This window comes from Streptomyces sp. NPDC096310 (genome assembly GCF_044763125.1).
In the GTDB taxonomy this organism is placed as follows: Bacteria; Actinomycetota; Actinomycetes; order Streptomycetales; family Streptomycetaceae; genus Streptomyces.
Genome location: NZ_JBIWFO010000001.1, coordinates 1,083,643 through 1,105,959 on the forward strand (window position 1 = coordinate 1,083,643; position 22,317 = coordinate 1,105,959).

The window sequence follows — 22,317 nt, forward strand, 5'->3', positions numbered from 1 at the left end:
AGGCTGGTGACTTCGGCGATCGCCTCGGGTGAGGGATGGAAGTACGACCACGGCCGCGCCGCCCCGGGAGGCGTGACGCGCGGAGCCCGTGCGCGGCCGAGGCGGTGAATCGTGAGCCCCGGGGCCGACGGTGAAACCCCCGCCCCCTCCCGGCCCGGGACCGGGGCGGGCGGAGACGGGGGTCGGGGAAAGGGCGGCGCCCGCGGGTCAGTTGCCCGCGACGGCCTTACGGCGACGGGTCACGATCACGACCGCGCCACCGGCGGCCAGCAGCACGGCCGCGCCCGCGGCGAGCGGCACGACATTGCCGCCACCGGTCTCCGCGAGGTCGCCGCCGCCACCGGTGGACGCCTGGCTCGGCGTGTTCGGCGGCGTGGAGGTGTCCGTCTCCGGCTCGGAGGCGCTCGGTGTGGGGGTGGCCGACCCGGGAGTGCCCGGTGTGCTGGTGGCGGGGGGCGGGGTGTCGGAACCGGGGGTCGCCGGCTGCGACGGTGTGCCGGCGGGAGGCGTCGCCTCGGCCGGCGGCTCCTCGGGCGTGGACTCGCTCGTGGACGGCCCCGGGGCCGGCGGGATCTCCTGCGTGGTGCAGTTCTTCGTGCCGCCGTTCCAGGCCGCGATCAGCTTGTCCTTGATGACCGAACGGCTGGGCCCGATCGGCAGATCGCCGTGCTCGAAACCGTCCTTGGCGTCCTTGAGGCCGTCGTACCTGACCTTGCCGCGGTAGAGGTCGACCTGTGCGAAGCAGCCGACGTCGGGGAAGGCCACGTCCAGGGTGTCCTGGCCGCCCTGCTCGATGTCGACGGTGTCGAAGTCGTGGAAGACCTGTTCGCCGGAGGTCTCCCAGGTGGGGCCGTGGGTACGGTACGAGGCGAGCGAGACCGTGCAGTTCGCCGCGTCGGAGGCGGTGCGGACCTTGACATGGACCTTGCCGTCGTCGGCCGCCTTGAGGCTGATGTCGTCGACCTTGATCTGGGAGAACCAGTCGCGGCCGTCGAGTGAGAACTCACACTTGTCGGCGGTGGTGACCGGCGTGCCCGCGCCCGTACCGGGCTTGTAGCCCCCGTGGTTGCCCTTGTCCCAGCCTTTGCCGCCGGGGCAGTCGGTGGCCCACGCGGAGCCGGCCGCCACGGTGGTGAACGCCAGGGCGGCGGCGCCGACTCCGAGCAGGCGCAACGCGGTGACACGTCTCGTTCTGGCCATGCGTTTCTCCATCTTGTCGCCACGCGTGATCCGGTCCCGCACCTCGCGTCGCGCACAACACGGGGTGGCCCGCCGCGCGCTGGAGCGGGCAGGCCGAAGCGGGGGGCCGGACTGAAGTGATTGGTCGCACACCGGCAGGGTGGCTCGGTGGCATCACGCATGCTGCTGGGGCGGCGACTTCCGTGTCAACCTGCGGCAACGGCCGGAATATGGCCTTCCGTCGAGCCGGGCGGCGGTCGTTTCGTACGGCGGAACACGCGGTCGGGGCCTCCCTGGCGGAACGGGTTCTTCCGCCTGTCCGCGTGGGAACCCGGGCGCCCTTGACCGGGCCTGGCGGCCGGGGTGAGCGGTGGCCGTGCCGGGCGGCCCGGTCGTCCGATCCGGTGTTGTGCGTGGTCAGCGGCAGGTGCGTGAGGCGTACCGCGCACCTCGGTGGCGGCGGGCCGCTCGCGGAGCGGGCGGGGAACGCGCCGCGTTCCAGGCACTGTTGGAGGGGCGCGGATGAAGGGGGCGGGCCGCGGGGCGAGTGTGGTGCGGGCGGTCGATGATCAGCGTCCCGCCAGGAGGGTTGCGGTGAAGTCCAGCCAAGCGAGGCCCGATTGTGGTCAGGGCCGGTGTCTCGGAGCGGACCCCCGTGCCGTGGTCCCGCCGGACCCGTCCGGGGCCTGAACCTGGGGCTGATTTTAACCGCCCATTACAGAACACCGACTCTGTCACTACCTGTTTTCAGACAACTTCGGGGTGATAGTGGCTGATTCGCGATGGTTCCCTGGTTCTACTTGCCTCCCGGGCATAAGTGGCAGAGGTGTTTTCGGCCATGGCGTGGATCGCGTGTGCCGTGCCGGTCGCCTCCGTACGGGGCGGTCGGTGCCGCCCGTGTTCGACGGGTCGGCACACGTGATGACCGATTGGCGCCGGGGCCGCCTCCGGTTGCCGCAGGGCCCGTCCCCGGGAACCGGGCGGCGGCAGGCGCACCGGTCGCTCCCGTACGCTCCGGCCCCTCTGCCACGCCGGCCCCTGGGATAGGGGACCTGGCCTGCGCGTTCGCTCCTTCGCGGCCGGCGGCGCCGGATCGGAGGCGCCACGGGGGGAGCGCGCGGTGGCGCAACTTCTCCGCATTCTGTTGGCCTTGAATCCATCAAGAAATATGACGGTGACACCTTTCGTGATCCGGCTGGAAAGATTCAATTCCTTGATCACCGGCGCCTTCGGCTGTTTCGTCGATCACATCGGCCTCGGCGATGTTTCTGAGACACGCGATGCTCCGGCTGTCCAGTTTTCGCCCCTTCAGATTTCTCGCCGTGGACTCGTATGGTCTGCAGTGAGAAATCGGAAGACGGACGGTGGGGAGGACACACGTGCGAAGTGAACTCCTGGCATGTAGACGCGTGCGACGTTCTTCGGGGCCGAGGGGAAAAGGTGTTCTTCCCCTGATCGGGGAGATCCGCTACGTTTCTTCAGCCGTCGACCCGCCGGCTCCTGAGAGGCATTCACGGACCGGGCCGTTCTCCGTCATCGGCGACTGAGGACGGACCGGCGCGAGCGCGATCTCGTAGGGCACTCCCGCGCTTCTGGACTGGACCAATGCTCCCTCCGGTCCTGAGGTCTGAGCTGTGCGGGAAGCTGTGCGGGACATGTGCGGAACATGTGCGGGAACCTTCCGGCATTCCCGGCGACGAAGCCCCGGAGGCGAAATATGGATTCGACGACGCGTCATCGAAAGTTTTCCGGAACTTCATAAATGCGGAAGGGTTTACGGATCGCACCAGGCGAAGCGGGAGCCTGATTCGCCTCATAGACGATGCGTGCTGCTTGAAATCCCTGATGAAAACGGGCGAGAAACGGTGGTGGGCACGTGAGGACAGGTGGGGACGTGACGGATTCAATAATTGAGGACCAGGGGTATAAAGGCCCTGTCGCCCTTGTCGGACTGTCCTGCCGTCTTCCGAAGGCCGCCGACAGGCACGCTTTCTGGACGATGCTGGCCGATGGAGCCCACGGGGTGACGGACGTCCCCGAAGACCGGTGGAACCACGCCGACTACTTCGACGAGGACCCCGGAGCGCCGGGCAAGGTCAACACCCGGCGGGGCGCCTTCCTCGATCAGGTCGACCGGTTCGACCCGGCCTTCTTCGGGATCTCACCGCGTGAGGCCGCCGCAATGGACCCCCAGCAGCGCCTCGCCCTCGAACTGAGCTGGGAGGCGATCGAGGACGCGGGGATCGTCCCCGCCACCCTCGCGTCCACCAGGACCGGCGTGTTCATGGGCGCGATGAACGACGAATACGCCACGCTCACCCGCCGCGCCGGGCTGCGCCGGGTCGACCAGCACACCTTCACCGGACTGCAACGCAGCCTGATCGCCAACCGTGTCTCCTACTTCCTCGGCCTGCGCGGCCCCAGTGTGACCATGGACACCGGACAGTCGTCCTCGCTGGTCGCCGTGCACATGGCCGTACAGAGCCTGCGGACCGGAGAAGCGGACATCGCCCTGGCCGGCGGCGTGAACCTCACCCTCACCCCCGAGGGCGCGGTCGGCGCGGCCAAGCTCGGCGCGCTCTCCCCCGACGGCCGCTGCTACACCTTCGACGCCCGGGCCAACGGCTTCGTGCGCGGCGAGGGCGGCGGCGTCGTGGTGCTGAAACCCCTGGCCGCCGCGGTCGCCGACGGGGACCGCGTGTACTGCGTCATCGACGGCAGCGCCGTCAACAACGACGGCGGCGGCGCGGGGCTGACGGTGCCCAGCGGCCCCGCCCAGGAAGAGGTGCTGCGCCTCGCGTACGAGCGGGCCGGGGTGGACCCCGCCTCGGTCCAGTACGTAGAACTGCACGGCACCGGCACCCGGCTCGGCGACCCGGTCGAGGCCGCGGCCCTCGGCGCCGTGCTGGGCGCGGCGCGCGGCGCGGCGGGCCCTCTCCAGGTGGGCTCGGTCAAGACCAACGTCGGTCATCTGGAATCCGCCGCCGGCATCACCGGGCTCATCAAGACCGCGCTGGCGCTACGGCACCGGCTGCTGCCGCCGAGCCTCGGCTTCACCGCGCCCCATCCGCGGATCCCGCTGGCGGAGCTGAACCTCGAAGTCCGCGTCGCGCACGGGGAGTGGGCGGCGCCGGACCGGCCGCTGGTCGCCGGGGTCAGCTCGTTCGGGGTCGGCGGGACCAACTGCCACGTCGTCCTCTCCGAAGCCGAAGCCGAAGCCGAAGCCGAAGCCGAAGCCGAAGCCGAGGCCGAGGCCGAGCCCGCAGCCGTGTCGCGAGCCGGGACCGCCCCGGCCACGGCCGGGCCCGGCGCCGGGGCGGCGCCCGGGCCCGGGGGCGGCGGGGCGCCCTGGATCGTCTCCGGCCGGTCGGCGGCGGCTGTACGGGAACAGGCGGCGCGGCTGCGCGCACATGTCGCGGACCGCCCGGGGACGGATCCGGCCGATGTGGGCCGCTCCCTCGCCACGACCAGGACCGCGTTCCGCCACCGGGCCGCCGTGACCGCCACCGACCTGGCCGGATATCTGGCCGGACTCGACGCCCTGGCCGCCGGTGACCCGGCCCCGGGAGTGGTCGAGGGAACGGCCGACACCTCGGGCGGCACCGTCTTCGTCTTTCCCGGTCAGGGGTCGCAGTGGGTGGGGATGGCGGGGGAGTTGCTGGTGTCGTCGCCGGTGTTCGCGGCGCGGATGGCGGAGTGTGGTGAGGCGTTGGCGCCGTTCACCGGGTGGTCGTTGTGGGAGGTGCTGGACGACGGTGAGGCGTTGGAGCGGGTGGATGTGGTGCAGCCGGTGTTGTGGGCGGTGATGGTGTCGCTCGCGGAGTTGTGGCGTTCGTACGGTGTGGAGCCGGCGGCGGTGGTGGGGCACAGTCAGGGGGAGATCGCGGCGGCGTGTGTGGCCGGAGCGCTGTCGCTGGAGGACGCCGCGCGTGTCGTCGCCCTGCGCAGCCAGGCCCTCGTCTCCCTCTCCGGACACGGCGCGATGGCCTCCGTCGCCCTGCCCGCCGGTGAACTCGCCCTCGACGGCACCCTGTCGGTGGCCGCCGTCAACGGACCCCGCTCGACCGTGGTCGCCGGTGACGGGGCGGCGATCGACACCCTGGTCGCCGAGTTGACCGAACGGGGGGTCCGGGCCCGTCGTATCGCCGTCGACTACGCCTCCCACTCGGCCCATGTCGAGGCGATCCGCGACCGGCTGCACACCGCGCTGGCCCCGATCGCCCCACGGGCCGCCGAGGTCCCGTTCTTCTCGACGCTGACCGGACAGTGGCTCGACGCGGGCGCGACCGACGCCGACTACTGGTACCGCAACCTCCGGAGCACCGTCCGCTTCGAGGAGGCGGTCCGCGGGCTGCTCGAATCGGGCCATCGGGCGTTCGTCGAGGTGAGCCCGCACCCCGTGCTGGTGATGGGCGTCCAGGAGACCGCCGAGGCGGTGGGCGCGCCCGTGGTCGTCGTCCCCTCGTGCCGCCGGGACGACGGCACGACGGGACGCGTGCTGGCGTCGCTCGCCGAACTGTCCGTGCGCGGGGCCGACATCGACTGGACCGCGGTCTTCCCCGGCGGCCGCCGCGTCGAACTGCCCACGTACCCCTTCCAGCGGCAGCGTCACTGGCTTTCCTCCGTATCCGAGACGGCGATGGACGGGGACGGGGACGGGGACGAGCCGGCGTACGCGGCCGGGGCCGAACCCACCCCCGAGGCCCCGGCCGACGGTGTGCTCGACGCCGGCCGGTTGCGGCAGCTCGTCCGGGCCCACGCCGCGGCCGTCCTCGGCCACACCTCCCCGGCCTCGGTCGAGACGGACCTACCCTTCAAGGACCTCGGCTTCGACTCCCAGATGACCGTCGACCTGCGGAACCGGCTCAGCGGCGCACTCGGCCGGCGGCTGCCGTCCGCCCTGCTCTTCGACCACCCGACGCCGGACGCGCTCATCACCCATCTGACCGGCGCCCCCGCGCCTCGCCCCGGCGCACCCGCCCTCGCCACCGCCACCGCCACCGGCGACGCCGACGCCGACCCGATCGCGATCGTCGCGATGAGCTGCCGCTTCCCCGGCGGGGTACGGACCCCGGAGGAGCTGTGGGACCTGGTGGTCTCCGGCACGGACGCGATCTCGGCCTTCCCCGCCGACCGGGGCTGGGACCTCGACGCGCTCGCCACGACCAGCCACACCCGGCACGGCGGATTCCTGCACGACGCGGCCGAGTTCGACGCCGCGTTCTTCGGCATCAGCCCGCGTGAGGCGCTCGCGACCGACCCCCAGCAGCGGCTGCTGCTGGAGATCTCCTGGGAGGCGCTGGAACGCGCCGGACTCGACCCCGCCGCCCTGCGCGGCAGCGACACGGGTGTCTTCGTCGGGGCGATGGCCCAGGACTATGTGCCCCGCCTCCACGAGGCGCCGGAGGGGTTCGCCGGATACGGGCTCACCGGCTCCACCGGCAGCGTCGCCTCCGGCCGTATCTCGTACGTCCTGGGCCTGCGCGGCCCCGCGCTGACCGTGGACACCGCGTGCTCCTCCTCGCTGGTCGCCCAGCATCTCGCCGCCCAGGCCCTGCGGCGCGGCGAGTGCTCCCTGGCACTGGCGGGCGGCGTGACGGTGATGGCCAACCCCGGCATGTTCGTGGAGTTCTCGCGGCAGGGCGGGCTGTCACCGGACGGCCGGTGCAAGGCGTTCGGTGCGGACGCCGACGGCACGGGGTGGGCCGAGGGCGCCGGGATGCTCGTCCTGGAACGGCTCTCCGACGCCCGGCGCAACGGACACCCGGTGCTGGCGCTCGTGCGCGGCTCCGCCGTCAACCAGGACGGCGCGTCCAACGGCCTGACCGCGCCCAACGGCCCCTCCCAGCAGGAGGTGATCCGGCGCGCCCTCGCCGACGCCGGACTCGCGCCGTCCGACGTGGACGCGGTGGAGGCACACGGTACGGGCACCACCTTGGGCGACCCGATCGAGGCCGAGGCGCTGCTCGCCACCTACGGGCAGGACCGGGAACACCCGCTGTGGCTCGGCTCGTTGAAGTCCAACATCGGCCACACCCAGGCCGCCGCCGGGGTCGGCGGTGTGATCAAGACGGTCCTGGCCCTGCGCCACGGGATCATCCCCAGGACCCTCCACGCGGACGAGGTCTCGCCCCGGGTGGACTGGTCGGCAGGCCAGGTCGTGCCCGTCGCCGCCCAGGTGGCCTGGCCGGAGACCGGGCGCCCGCGCCGGGCCGCCGTGTCCTCCTTCGGTGTCAGCGGCACCAACGCGCACACCATCATCGAACAGGCCCCGCCGGAGCCCGCCGTACCGCCCGCTGCCGTACCGCCCCCCGCCGCCCCGGCCCAAGCCGCCGCCGGGGGAGCGCCCCTCCCGTGGCAGCTCTCCGGCCGGACGCCCCGGGCGCTCCAGGACCAGGCGCGGCGCCTCGCCGACCACCTCGACGCCAGGACCGGTCCCGGCGCCGCCGACATCGGCCGCTCCCTCGCGGCCACCCGGTCCGCCTTCGAGCACCGCGCCGTACTGCTCGGCCGGGACCGCGCCGAACTCCGGGGCCTGCTCGACACCTTGGCCGACGGGCGGAGCGACCCCCGGCTGGTCCTGGGCAGCGCCGGGACCGCCGGCCGCGCCGTCTTCGTCTTCCCCGGCCAGGGCTCCCAGTGGGCCGGGATGGCGGTCGAACTCCTCTCCTCCGAACCGGTGTTCGCCGCGCGGATGGCCGACTGCGCGCGTGCCCTCGCCCCGCATGTGACCTGGTCGCTCGCCGAAGTGCTCTCCGACGCCGAGGCGTTGGAGCGGGTCGACGCGGTCCAGCCGGCGCTGTTCGCGGTGATGGTGTCGCTCGCGGAGCTGTGGCGTTCGTACGGTGTGGAGCCGGCCGCCGTGCTCGGGCACAGCCAGGGGGAGATCGCCGCGGCCTGTGTCGCCGGAGCCCTCTCGCTGGAGGACGCCGCGCGGGTGAGCGCCCTGCGCGCCAAGCTGATCCTCGCCGAACTCGCCGGCCGCGGAGGCATGGCCTCGGTCGCACTGGCCCCCGAGGAACTGCTGCCGCGCCTCGACGCCTGGGACGGACAGCTCTCGTTGGCCGCGTCCAACGGGCCCACGGCCTCCGTCGTCTCCGGCGCACCCGGGGCGCTGGACGAACTGCTGGCCGCGCTCAGCGCCGAGCAGGTCAGGGTCCGCAGGATCCCGGTGGACTACGCCTCGCACTCCCCGCAGGTCGAGGAGGTCCGCGACGGGCTCCTGGCCGCCGTCGACGCCGTACGGCCGCGCACCGCTTCCGTCCCGTTCTTCTCCACCGTCACCGGCGCACCGTTCGACACCACCGCGCTGGACGCCGGGTACTGGTACACCAATCTGCGTGCCACCGTCCTCTTCGAGCAGGCCACCCGGGCCGCCCTCGACCAGGGGTACGACCTGTTCATCGAGGTCAGCCCGCATCCGGTGACCGTGCCCAGCGTCCAGGAGACCATCGAGGCCACCGAGGCGCGCGCGGTCGCCCTCGGGTCGCTGCGCCGTGACGAGGGCGGGCAGGAACGATTCCTCACCTCGGTCGCGACCGCCCACACCCAGGGCGCCGCCCCGGACTGGAGCGGCCTGCTCGGCGCCGGACCCCGGGCCGAGCTGCCCACGTACGCCTTCCAGCGCGAGCGGTACTGGCTGCTGCCCGAGCGGGGCGGCCGGGCCGCGCACGGCCCGGACGACTGGCGCTACCGGGTCACCTGGCGCCCCGCCACCCCCGGGGCCGTCCCCAGGACGGCCGGGCGGTGGCTGCTGATCGCGCCCGCAGAGGACATCGGCGGACCCCTCACCGCCCGGTGCGAACGGGCGCTGACGGAGGCGGGAGCCGAGGTCGCCCGGCTGACCGCCGGCGACCCGGCGGCGCTCACCGAACGGCTCGCCGCGGGGACACCCGCCGGGGTCCTCTCCCTGCTCGCCCTGGACGAGCGCCGCGCACCGGACGGTTCGGCCCCGCGCGGACTGCTCGACACGGTCGCCCTGGCCCAGGCGCTGGCCGGGCGGGAGATTCCGCTGTGGCTCGCCACCCGGGGCGCCGTCGCCGTCGACCCCGACGACCGGCTCGACCACCCCGAACAGGCGGCGGTCTGGGGCCTGGGCCGCGCCCTCGGCCTCGAATCGCCCCGCGACTGGGGCGGCCTGGTGGACCTGCCCGCCGACCTCGACGAGGCCTCGGCGGCCCTGTTCGCCGCCGCGCTCACCGGCGACGGCGACGAGGACCAGATCGCCGTGCGCCCCGCGGGTCTCCTCGTACGGCGACTGGTGCGGGCCACGGCCCCGCCGGTGACCCCCGCCGTCTGGCGGCCCCGGGACACCGCTCTCGTCACCGGCGGTACCGGCGCGCTCGGCGCCCGGGTGGCCCGCTGGCTCGCCGCCGCCGGGGCCGCGCACCTCGTCCTGGCGAGCCGCGGCGGCCCCGAGGCACCGGGAGCCGAGAAGCTGCGGGCCGAACTCACCGCGCTCGGCGCCTCGGTGGAGATCGTCGCCTGTGACACCGCCCGCCGCGAGGAACTGGCCGCGCTGCTGGACTCCGTACCCGAGGACCGTCCCCTGCGGACGGTCGTGCACACCGCCGGAGTCCTTGTCGAGTCCGCCGTGGCCACCCTGACCACGGACCAACTCGCACACACACTGCGCGCCAAGACCGAGACCGCTCGCCATCTCCACGAACTCACCGAAGGGCTCGACGCGTTCGTCCTGTTCTCCTCCGGCGCCGGTGTCTGGGGCAGCGGCGGACAGGGCGCGTACGGCGCGGCCAACGCCTATCTCGACGGGCTCGCCCGGTACCGCCGCGACCACGGGCTGCCCGCCACGGCCGTCGCCTGGGGCGCGTGGGGCGGCGGCGGGCTGGGCGCCGTCGACGGCGCCGAGGACGTCTGGCGGCGCCTGGGCGTCCTTCCGATGGACCCGGGCTCGGCCGTCACCGCGCTCCAACGGGCCCTGGACGCCGGGGAGAACACCCTCACCGTCGCGGACATCGACTGGACGCGGTTCGCCCCGGCCTTCGCGTCCGCCGGGCCCCGGCCGCTCCTCGCCGACCTGCCCGAGGCACAGCGCGCCCTGAACGGTCCCACCGGTGTCACCACCACGGACCCGGCCGCCACGGACACCGAGCGCCCCGAACGGATCCGGCATCTGGCGGGCCTGCCCGAGGCGCGGCGCACCGAGGCCCTGCTCGACCTCGTCCGCGCCGAGGCCGCCGCCGTACTCGGCCACACCGACCCCCGCTCCGTACGGCCGCGACGGCCCTTCAAGGAGAGCGGGTTCGACTCGCTGACCTCCGTCGAACTCCGCGACAGGCTGGTCACCGCCGTCGGCCACCGGCTCCCCACCAGCCTCGTCTTCGACCGGCCGACACCGACGGCGCTCGCCCGCCACCTCGACACCCTGCTCTTCGGCACCGCCACCACCGGCGCCGGGACCGCCGTGGCCTCCGACGAACCCGTCGCGATCATCGCGATGGCCTGCCGCTACCCGGGCGGCGTCGGCTCGCCCGAGGACCTGTGGGACCTGGTCGCGGCCGGCGCGGACGCGGTGTCGGAGTTCCCCGCCGACCGGGGCTGGAACGTGGAGTCCCTGTACGACGCCGACCCCGACCGGCCCGGCGCGTCCTATGTACGGCACGGCGGATTCCTGTACGACGCCGCCGAGTTCGACGCCGAACTCTTCGGGATGAGCCCGCGCGAGGCACGCGCCACCGACCCGCAGCAGCGGCTGCTGCTGGAGACGGCCTGGGAGACCTTCGAGCGCGCCGGCATCGACCCCCGGTCGCAGGCGGGCTCCCAGACCGGTGTGTTCGTCGGCGCGATGTCCCAGGACTACGGGCCCCGGATGCACGAGGCGCCGCAGGACCTGGAGGGGTATCTGCTCACCGGCAACATCGGCAGTGTGGCCTCCGGGCGCCTCTCGTACACCTTCGGCCTCGAAGGCCCGGCGATGACCGTCGACACCGGATGCTCCGCGTCCCTCGTCGCCCTGCACCTCGCCGCGCAGTCGCTGCGGCGCGGAGAGAGCTCGATGGCCCTCGCGGGCGGGGTGACGGTGATGTCCACCCCCGGGGTGTTCATCGAGTTCTCCCGGCAGCGGGGTCTCGCGCCGGACGGCAGGTGCAAGGCGTACGGTGCGGGTGCGGACGGTACCGGCTGGTCGGAGGGGGTCGGTCTGCTTCTGCTGGAACGGCTCTCGGACGCCGAACGCAACGGCCATGAGATCCTGGCCGTGGTCCGGGGCTCCGCCGTCAACCAGGACGGCGCGTCCAACGGACTGACCGCCCCCAACGGCCCCTCTCAGGAACGCGTCATCCGGCGCGCGCTGGCCGACGCCGGACTCTCCCCGGCCGAGGTCGACGCCGTCGAGGGACACGGTACGGGCACGACGCTCGGCGACCCGATCGAGGCCGAGGCGCTGCTCGCCACCTACGGCCGCAACCGCGAACGCCCGCTGTGGCTCGGCTCGTTGAAGTCCAACATCGGGCACACCCAGGCCGCCGCGGGCGTCGGCGGCATCATCAAGATGGTGCAGGCCATGCGCCATGGCGTCCTGCCGAAGACCCTGCACGCCGACGCACCCTCGCCCCGGATCGACTGGTCGGCCGGCGCGGTGTCGCTGCTCACGGAAGAGCGGGCCTGGCCCGACGACGGCCGCCCGCGCCGCGCGGCCGTCTCCGGATTCGGCGTGGGCGGCACCAACGCCCATGTCATCGTCGAACAGGCTCCACCGCCCGCCCCCGCCACCCCGCCCGCGCCCGTCCCCGGTGCGCTGCCCTGGCTGCTGTCGGGCCGTACCGAACAGGCCCTGCGCGACCAGGCACGCAAGCTCTCCGACCACCTCGCCGCCCACCCGGACGCCGCCCCGCTCGACATCGCGTACACCCTGGCCACCGGCCGCACCGCGCTCGACCACCGGGCCGTCGTGGTCGCCGCCGACCACAGCGAGTTCCGTGCCGCGCTCGACGCCCTGGCCGCAGGGGACGACGGCTGCCCCCGGGGCATCGCCGACGAGGACGCCGCCACCGTCTTCGTCTTTCCCGGTCAGGGTTCGCAGTGGGTGGGGATGGCGGGGGAGTTGCTGGTGTCGTCGCCGGTGTTCGCGGCGCGGATGGCGGAGTGTGGTGAGGCGTTGGCGCCGTTCACCGGGTGGTCGTTGCGGGAGGTGCTGGACGACGGTGAGGCGTTGGAGCGGGTGGATGTGGTGCAGCCGGTGTTGTGGGCGGTGATGGTGTCACTGGCCGAGTTGTGGCGTTCGTACGGTGTGGAGCCGGCGGCGGTGGTGGGGCACAGTCAGGGGGAGATCGCGGCGGCGTGTGTGGCCGGAGCGCTGTCGCTGGAGGACGCCGCGCGTGTCGTCGCCCTGCGCAGCCAGGCCCTTCAGGCGCTCTCCGGCGGCGGCGCCATGGCGGCGCTGCTGCTCGCGCCGGACGAGGTCGCCCGGCTGATCGCACCCTGGAACGGGCGGCTCACCATCGCCGCCTACAACGGCCCCCACTCCACCACCGTCGCCGGGGACCCCGAGGCCGTCGAAGCGCTGCACGCCCACTGCGCACACGAACGGATCCAGTCCCGCCGCGTCGCCGTCGACTACGCCTCCCACTCGCCGCAGGTCGAGGAGATCCGCGAGCGGCTGCTCGCCGACCTGGCCCCGATCACCCCGCGCCGGGCCGCCGTACCGTTCCACTCCACCGTCACCGGCGCACCGATCGACACCACCGGGCTGGACGCCGCGTACTGGTACACCAACCTGCGCGGCCCGGTCCTCTTCGAACCGACCGTACGGGCCCTGATCGACACCGGCCACGGCATCTTCATCGAGCCGAGCGCCCACCCCGTCCTCACCACCGCAGTCCAGGACACCGCCGAGCGCGCCGGACATCCCGTCGCCGCGTTCGGCACCCTGCGCAGGGACGACGGAGCGGCCGACCGCTGGCTGGCCGCCCTCGCCGAGGCCCATGTCCACGGCGCCCCCGTCGACTGGTCCGGCCCGCTCGCCGGGGGCCGCAGGACCGCGCTGCCCACCTACGCCTTCCAGCACGAGCGGTACTGGCTGGACCCGGTCGCCGCGCCGTCCGCGGACGGCGCGGCGGGCCTCGGGCTCCGGCCGGCGGCCCATCCGCTGCTCGGCGCCGCCGTGGAGATGGCCGGCACGGACACGTATGTCCTCACCGGCCGGCTGTCCCTCGCCACCCACCCCTGGCTCGCCGACCACGCCGTGTCCGGCACCGTACTGCTCCCCGGCACGGCGTTCGTCGAACTCGCGCTGCGCGCCGGGGACGAGGCGCGCTGCGACCGGATCGAGGAACTGACCCTGAGCGCACCGCTGCTGATCGACGGCGAGGTGACTCTCCAGGTCCTGGTCGGGGCCGCCGGCGCCGACGGACGGCGGACCCTGACCGTGTACGCCAGGACCGCCCCGGACGCGCCGTGGACCCAACACGCCGACGGCACCCTGGGCACCGGAGGACCCGACCCGGCCGGGGACGACGGGGCCTGGCCGCCCCCCGGAGCACACCCCGTGGAGCGGACCGGTTTCTACCCGGCGCTCGCCGCGGCCGGCTACGACTACGGTCCCGTCTTCCAGGGGCTGCGCGCCGTATGGCGGCACGGCGACGACCTCCTCGCCGAAGCGGCCCTCCCGGACACCGGGTCCGCCGACGGATTCGCGCTCCACCCCGCCCTGCTGGACGCCTGCCTCCACCCGCTGGGGCTCGGGAAGGGCCCCGACGACCCGGCCGACGGGGGCGGGACCCGGCTCCCGTTCGCCTGGACCGGGGTCCGGCTGCACGCCGTGGGCGCCACGTCCGTACGCGTACGGATCTCCCCGTCCGGCACGGACGCCGTCTCGGTGACCGTCAGCGACCCGGCGGGCGCGCCGGTCGCCACGGTGGAGGGCCTGGTGCTCCGCCCGACGACCGCAGGACAGCTCGCCGCCGTACGCCATGACGACCACGACGCGCTGTTCCGGCTGGTCTGGAACCCGGTCGCCGCCCCGGCTCCGGCCGGGCCCGTCACGGGGATCCCCCTCATGGGTACGGAGGCGCTCGGCACGGCCCTCGCCGAGGGCGCGCCGCTGCCCGCCGTCGTCGCCGTACGGCCCGACGCGCCGGCCGGGGACGACCTGGCCGCCCGGGTCCACGGGGCGACGGCCCGGCTGCTGGAGCTGATACGCACCTGGCTCGCCGACGAGCGGCGTGCCGCCACCAGGCTGGTGATCCTCACCCGGGGCGCCGTCGCCGTCCGGGCGGACGAGGACATCCTCGATCTCGCGCAGGCGCCGCTCTGGGGGCTCGTCCGCGCGGCACAGACGGAGAATCCGGACCGGTTCCTGCTGCTGGACACGGACACGGACGCGGACACGGATACGGACGCGGACACGGATACGGACGCGGATACGGATACGGACGCGGATACGGACCCGGCTGTCGACGCGGCCGTCGCCGTCGCGCTCGCGGCCGGCGAACCGCAGGCCGCGCTGCGCGACGGCGCCGTACTGGTGCCACGGCTCGCCCGCCCGGCATCCACCCGCCTCCCCGTCCCCGCGCTCGACCCGGACGGCGCCGTCCTGATCACCGGAGGCACCGGCACCCTCGGCGGCCTCGTCGCCCGGCACCTCGTCACCACCCGGGCGGTCCGCCACCTCGTACTGATCAGCCGCCGCGGTCCGGACGCGCCCGGCGCCGCCGCGCTGAGAGCCGAACTCACCGCACTCGGCGCCGAGGTGACCGTCGCCGCGTGCGACGCCGCCGACCGGGACGCCCTCGCCGCGCTGCTGGCGGACCTCCCGGTCCGGCTGACGGCGGTCGTGCACGCGGCGGGCGCCGTGGACGACGGCGTCCTCGCCTCACTCACCCCCGACCGGCTCGCCCCCGTCCTGCGGCCCAAGGTCGATGCCGCACTCCACCTGCACGAACTCACCGACAGTCTCGACGCGTTCGTCCTCTTCTCCTCGGCGTCGGCCACCTTCGGCACCGCCGGACAGGCCACCTACTGCGCCGCCAACGCGTTCCTCGACGCGCTCGCCCACCACCGCCGTACGGCCGGACTCCCCGCCGTCTCCCTCGCCTGGGGCTACTGGGCGCAGACCAGCGAGCTGACCCGCGGTCTCGGCGCCGGTGACGTCGCCCGCCTGGAGCGTTCGGGCGTGCTTCCGCTCACCACCGCACGCGGGCTCGCGCTCTTCGACGCCGCACAGCGCCTCGCCGAACCCTTCGCGGTCACGGCACGGCTCGACACCACACCCCGGGCCCACGCCCCCGCCCTGCTGCGCGATCTCGTCAGGACACCGGCCCGGCGCACCGCCGGGGCGCCCGCCGCGACGACCGCCGCGACCGCCTTGGCGGACCGGCTCGCCGGGCTCTCCGTACCGGAACGCGAACGGCTCCTCCTCGACGAGGTGCTGCGCCACGCCGCGGCCGTCCTCGGCCGTACCGGCTCCGCCGGACTGCTGCCGGGCCGGCCCTTCCGGGACAACGGGTTCGACTCGCTGACCGCCGTCGAACTGCGCAACCGGCTCCACACCCTGACCGGGCTGCGGCTGCCCGCCACCCTCGTCTTCGACCACCCCACCCCCCTCGCGCTCGCCACCGACCTGGCGCAGCGGCTGACCGGTACCGCCCCCGGCTCCGCCGCCCTGGCCGCCGCTCCGGCCTCCGGCGACGAGCCCATCGCGATCGTCGCGATGGCCTGCCGCTACCCCGGCGGCGTCAGCTCGCCCGAGGAGCTGTGGGACCTGGTCGCGGCCGGTACGGACGCGGTGTCCGGCTTCCCCACCGACCGGGGCTGGGACGTCGAGTCCCTGTACGACGCGGACCCCGCCAGGACCGGTACGTCGTACACCCGCAGTGGCGCGTTCCTGTACGACGCCGCGGACTTCGACCACGAACTGTTCGGGATGAGCCCCCGCGAGTCCCTGGCCACCGATCCGCAGCAGCGGCTGCTCCTGGAGACCACCTGGGAGGTCTTCGAACGGGCGGGCATCGACCCGCTGTCGGTGAAGGGCAGCAGCACCGGTGTGTTCGTCGGCGCGATGTACAACGACTACGCCTCCCGCATCCAGCAGGCCCCCGCCACCGTCGAAGGACAACTGCTGACCGGCAGCGCGGGCAGCGTCGCCTCCGGGCGGCTGGCCTATGTCTTCGGACTCGAAGGCCCGGCGATCACCGTCGACACCGCGTGCTCCTCCTCGCTCGTCGCCCTGCATCTGGCCGCCAGGTCGCTGCGCCAGGGCGAGAGTTCGCTGGCCGTGGCGGGCGGGGTGACACTGATGGCAGGACCGACCCTGTTCGTGGAGTTCTCCCGGCAGCGCGGGCTCTCCGCCGACGGACGCTGCAAGGCGTTCGGCGCGGGGGCCGACGGCACCGGCTGGGGCGAGGGCGTCGGAGTCCTGCTGCTGGAACGGCTCTCGGACGCGAAGCGCAACGGCCACGAGGTCCTCGCCCTGCTGCGCGGCACCGCCGTCAACCAGGACGGCGCGTCCAACGGTCTGACCGCGCCCAACGGTCCCGCGCAACAGCGTGTGATCCGCGGAGCCTTGGCCGATGCGGGACTCACCACCCAGGACATCGACGTGGTCGAGGGACACGGTACGGGGACGACGCTCGGTGACCCCATCGAGGCACAGGCCGTGCTGGCGACATACGGGCAAGGCCGTGAACACCCGGTGTGGCTCGGCTCGTTGAAGTCGAACATCGGGCACACCCAGGCCGCCGCCGGGGTCGGCGGTGTCATCAAGATGGTCGAGGCCATGCGCCACGGCATCCTCCCGAGGACCCTGCACGCCGACGAGCCGTCGCCCGAGGTCGACTGGGAGCGCGGCGCCGTGGAGCTGCTGACCGAGGCCAGGCCGTGGCCCGGGGGGACACCCCGGCGCGCCGGGGTGTCCTCCTTCGGCGCGGGCGGCACCAACGCCCATGTCATCATCGAACAGGGCCCGACCACCGAAACGCCCGGACAACCACCTGCCGAAACCCCCGGACACGCGCCCGTCGAAACCTCCGGACAGCCGCCCGCCGAAACCCCCGGCGGAGCGCCCGCGCTCCCCTCCGCCGGGACCGCCGCCGGGGCCACCACCGGGGAAACCGCCCCGACGGCCGCCGCCCCGCTGCCCTGGGTGCTCTCCGCCAGGACCGGTCCTGCGCTGCGGGCCCAGGCCGCCCGGCTCGCCTCCTTCCTCGCGGTCCACGGCGACCTCGGCACCGCCGAGATCGGCCACTCCCTGGTCACCACCCGCGCCCGCCTGGACCACCGCGCGGTCCTCGTCGCCGCCGACCGTCCCGAGTTCCTGGCACAGCTCACCGCGCTCGCCGAGGACGGCGGACCCGCCGTCCTCGGGAGCGCCGGAGGCCACGGCCGTACCGTCTTCGTCTTCCCCGGCCAGGGCTCCCAATGGGCCGGGATGGCTCTCGGACTGATGGACTCCTCGCCGGTGTTCGCGTCGCGGATGGCGGAGTGTGCGGCGGCGTTGGCGCCGTACACGGACTGGTCGCTCGCCGAAGTGCTGGGTGACGCGGGGGCGTTGGAGCGGGTGGATGTGGTGCAGCCGGCGTTGTTCGCGGTGATGGTGTCGCTCGCGGAGCTGTGGCGTTCGTACGGTGTGGAGCCGGCCGCCGTGCTCGGGCACAGCCAGGGGGAGATCGCCGCCGCCTGCGTGGCCGGAGCCCTCTCGCTGGCCGACGCCGCCCGGGTGGTCGTGCTCCGCGGCCAGGCGCTGACCGAACTGTCCGGGCGCGGCGCCATGGCCTCGGTGGCGCTCGGCAGGGACGTGCTCGGGCCCCGGCTCCCCGCGGGGCTCTCCGTCGCCGCCGTCAACGGCCCCGCGTCCACGGTGATCTCCGGGGACCCCCGCGCCCTCGGTGAACTGCTCGACACCCTCACCGCCGAAGGGGTACGCACCCGCCGCATCGCCGTGGACTACGCCTCACACTGCGGCCAAGTGGAGGCCGTACAGGCCCGGTTGCTAGAAGACCTCGCCCCGATCACCCCCCGTACCCCGCGCATCCCCTTCTTCTCGACCGTCTCGGCGAGCTGGCTCACCGAGCCCGTCGACGCGGACTACTGGTACCGGAACCTGCGCGGGACCGTCGAGTTCGAGGCCGCCACCCGCGCGCTCGTCGCGGAAGGGTACGGCGTCTTCGTCGAGGCCAGTCCCCACCCCGTCCTCACCGTCGCGATCCAGGAGAGCGCCGAGGACGCCGTTGTCGTCGGCTCACTGCGCCGCGACGAGGACGGGCCGCGCCGCTTCCTCACCTCCCTCGCCGAGGCCCATGTCCGGGGCGTCGACGTCACCTGGACGCCCGCGTTCCCCGGCACGCCCCGCCGGGTGGGCCTGCCCACCTACGCCTTCCAGCGCGAACGGTTCTGGCTGGAGCGGACCCCCGGCGGCCCCGCCGATGTCACCTCGGCAGGACTCGCCCCCGCCGAACACCCGCTGCTGGGCGCCACGGTGGCCCTGCCGGCCTCCGGCGGCCACCTCAGCACGGGACGGATCTCCCGGGAGGACCACCCCTGGCTCGCGGACCACGGCGTACTCGGCACGGTCCTGTTGCCGGGCGCGGCCCTGGCCGAACTCGCCGTCCGGGCAGGGGACCAGGCCGACTGCCCCCATCTGGAAGAACTCGTCCTGCACGCCCCGCTCGCACTGCCCGCGCACGGCGGCGTACAGGTACAGCTCGAACTCGGCGCGCCCGACCCGACAGGCCGGCGCACGCTGAGCGTGCACGCCTACGACGCCGACAGCCCGGACGCCTGGACCCGTCACGCCACCGGCGTCCTCGCCCCCGCCCCGGAACGGACCGGCGAGGCGCTCACCGCCTGGCCACCCGCCGGCGCCACCCCGCTCGACCTCGGCGCCTTCTACCCGGGGCTCGCCGACCGGGGCTACGGCTACGGACCCGCCTTCCAGGGGCTGCGCGCCGCCTGGCGCGACGGCGACGACATCTTCGCCGAGATCGCCCTGCCCGAGGAACACCACGCGCAGGCCGCGCGGTTCGGGCTGCACCCCGCCCTCTTCGACGCGGCCCTGCACACCGTCGGACTCGGTCAAGCCCTGGACGGGCACGACCGGCCGGTGCTGCCGTTCTCCTGGCAGGGAGTGAGCCTGCACGCGGTCGGCGCCGCGGCGCTGCGTGTGCGCACCCGCTTCACCGGCCCCGACACCGTCTCCCTCACCCTGGCGGGACCCGACGGGGCGCCCGTCGCCACGGTCGCCTCCCTCACCGTACGGCCCCTCTCCCCGGACCTGCCCGCCGCCGCACCCGCCGTACGCGACGCGCTGTTCCACGTCGCCTGGCGCGAGCAACCGCGGCCCGCCGCCCACGACACCACCGAGGGGCCGGTCCTCGTGCTCGGCGCGGACGGCCTCGGGATACGCGCCGCGCTGGAGACGGCCGGGGTGCCGGTGACGGCGTCCCGGGACCTGGCCCACTGGAACCCCGCCGAGGACACGCCCGCACCCGGGCCGGTGCTCACCGGCGAACTGCCGGGACGTACCCCGCGTGAAGCCGTCCACCAAGCCCTCGCCCTCGTACGGAGCTGGCTCGCCGACGACCGGTTCGCCGCCTCGCGCCTGGTCGTCGTGACCCGCGGAGCCGTCTCCACCCGCCACGACGAGGACATCACCTCCCTCGCGCAGGCCGCCGTGTGGGGCTTCGTCCGTACGGCCCAGGCGGAGCACCCCGGCCGGTTCACACTGCTCGACCTCGGCGCCGGGGAGCCGCCCCTCGCCGGGCTGCCCGCCGCGCTGGCCTCCGGCGAACCCCAACTCGCCCTGCGCTCCGGCGGCTTCCTCGTACCACGGCTGGACCGGCTCGACCGCGGCGGCACCCTGCTGCCGCCCCAGGACGGGGCATGGCGGCTCGATGTCACCAGCCCCGGCACCCTGGAGAACCTGGCGCTCCTGCCCGCTCCGGAGGCCGAAGCCCCCCTCGGCGAGGGCGAGATACGGATCGCCGTACGGGCCGCCGGACTCAACTTCCGCGATGTCCTCATCGCCCTGGGCATGTATCCGGGCGCGGGCATCATGGGCAGCGAAGGCGCCGGAACCGTACTCGAAACCGGGCCGGGCGTCACCGGACTCGCCGTCGGCGACGCCGTGTTCGGCCTGTTCCTCGCCGGTTCCTTCGGCCCCCGCGTGGTGGCCGACCGACGGCTGGTCGCGAAGATCCCGGCCGGCTGGTCCTTCACCGACGCGGCCTCCGTTCCCGTCACCTTCCTCACCGCCTACCACGCACTGGTCGACCTGGCGGGGCTGCGCCCCGGCGAGTCGGTGCTCGTGCACACCGCGACCGGTGGTGTCGGTACGGCCGCCGTCCAACTCGCCCGGCATCTGGGCGCGGAGGTCTTCGCGACCGCCGGCCCCGGCAAGTGGCACGCCCTGCGCGCCCTCGGCCTGGACGAGAAACACATCGCCTCCTCCCGGGACCTCGACTTCGAGGAGCGTTTCCGGACGGCCACCGGCGGACGCGGTGTCGATGTCGTCCTCAACTCCCTGGCCCGCGAGTTCACGGACGCCTCCCTGCGCCTGCTGTCCGAGGGCGGCCGGTTCACCGAGATGGGCAAGACCGATCCGCGCGACCCCGGCCAGGTCGCCGCGCGGTACCCGGGCGTGACCTACCGGGCGTTCGAGCTGATGGACGCGGGCCCCGACCGGGTCGGCGCGATCCTCGCCGAACTGCTGACGCTCTTCGAGCGCGGCGTCCTGTCACCGGCGCCCGTCACCACCTGGGACATCCGCAGGGCGCCGGAGGCCGTACGCTTCCTCAGCCAGGCCAAACATCTCGGCAAGCTCGTCCTCACCCTGCCCGCCCCGCTCGACCCGGACGGCACGGTCCTGGTCACCGGCGCGTCCGGGACCCTGGGCGGCGCCGTCGCCCGCCACCTCGTGACCCGCCACCGTGTACGTCACCTGGTGCTGGCCTCCCGGTCCGGTCCCAGCGCCGACCTGTGCGCCGAACTCACCGCGCACGGCGCCACGGTGACGGCCGCCGCGTGCGACATCGCGGACCGTACGGCGCTGGCGCGCCTCCTCGACGCGATCCCCGCTCCTCATCCGCTCACCGCGGTGGTCCATGCCGCCGGGGTCCTCGACGACGCGGTGGTCGACTCGCTGACCCCCGAACGTATCGACACCGTCCTGCGGCCCAAGACCGACGGCGCGGCCCATCTCCACGAACTGACCCGCCACCTGGACCTGTCGGCGTTCATCCTCTTCTCCTCCGCCGCCGCGACACTCGGCAGCGCGGGACAGGCCGCGTACGCGGCGGCCAACGCGTATCTCGACGCCCTTGCCCAGCACCGCCGCGCCACGGGTCTGCCCGCCACCTCACTGGCCTGGGGCCTGTGGGCCGAGCGCAGCGCGATGACCGGGCATCTGGACGACACCGACCTGGCCCGCATGGGCCGTTCGGGCATCGCGCCGCTCACCACCGAGGACGGCCTCGCCCTCTTCGACGCGGGACGTTTTGCCGCCGAGGCCGCAGTGGTCCCGCTGCGCCTCGACCTCGCGGCGCTCCGGTCGGGCGCCGCCGACCCGGCGTTCCCGCCGCCGTTGCGCGGTCTGGTCAGGGCCCCGGCGCGCCGGGCGGCGGAGGCACGGCCGGCCTCCGAGGGGGTACGCGAACGGTTCGCCGCCCTGCGCGGCGCCGACCGGGAGCGCGCGCTGCGTGAACTGGTCTGCGACCACGCGGCGATCGTCCTCGGACACGGCGACAGCGCTTCCGTCACCCCGGGACGGCCGTTCAAGGAACTCGGGTTCGACTCGCTGACCGCCGTGGAACTCCGTAACCGGCTGGGCGGCGCCACCGGGCTGCGGCTCTCCGCCACACTTGTCTTCGACCACCCGACACCCCTCGCACTCGCCGAGCATCTGCGGGCCGAACTGTTCGCGGACGAGGAGCCGGCGGGCGGCTCGCCCGACGCCGAACTGGAACGACTCGAAGCGGCCCTCGCCCTGGCCGCCCCCGACACCTTCGACCGGACCCAGGTCACCACCCGGCTGCGCGCGCTCCTCAAGCGCGTCGAGCGGGCCGAGCGGACCGAACCGAACGGGCAGGACGGGTCCGACGGCGGACTCGACCTCTCCTCGGCCACGCACGACGAGATCTTCGCACTCATCGACGGGCAGCACGACGACGTCTGAGGCTCCCCCACTCG

General features: G+C 74.1%; 3 protein-coding genes. 2 read left to right on the forward strand and 1 reads right to left on the reverse strand.

Annotated elements, in window-relative coordinates:
- Positions 1–207: 207 nt before the first annotated feature.
- Positions 208–1,200 carry an LAETG motif-containing sortase-dependent surface protein gene (locus ACIQ7D_RS04430; protein ID WP_403933433.1) on the reverse strand — a complete coding sequence of 331 codons (993 nt, stop codon included), beginning with the start codon at positions 1,198–1,200 and terminating at the stop codon, positions 208–210.
- Between the two features lie 1,099 nt (positions 1,201–2,299).
- Between ACIQ7D_RS04430 and ACIQ7D_RS04435 the strand changes: the two genes are divergently transcribed.
- Entirely contained in the window at positions 2,300–2,569 is a 270-nt protein-coding gene (locus ACIQ7D_RS04435) for a hypothetical protein (protein ID WP_403933434.1), read from the forward strand.
- Between the two features lie 504 nt (positions 2,570–3,073).
- Entirely contained in the window at positions 3,074–22,303 is a 19,230-nt protein-coding gene (locus tag ACIQ7D_RS04440; RefSeq protein ID WP_403933436.1) for an SDR family NAD(P)-dependent oxidoreductase, read from the forward strand.
- Positions 22,304–22,317: the final 14 nt, after the last annotated feature.

What these genes read in the sequence shown, in the direction of transcription:
- ACIQ7D_RS04430 (WP_403933433.1), bottom strand. Translation starts at nt 1,200, where the DNA reads ATGGCCAGAACGAGACGTGTCACCGCGTTGCGCCTGCTCGGAGTCGGC.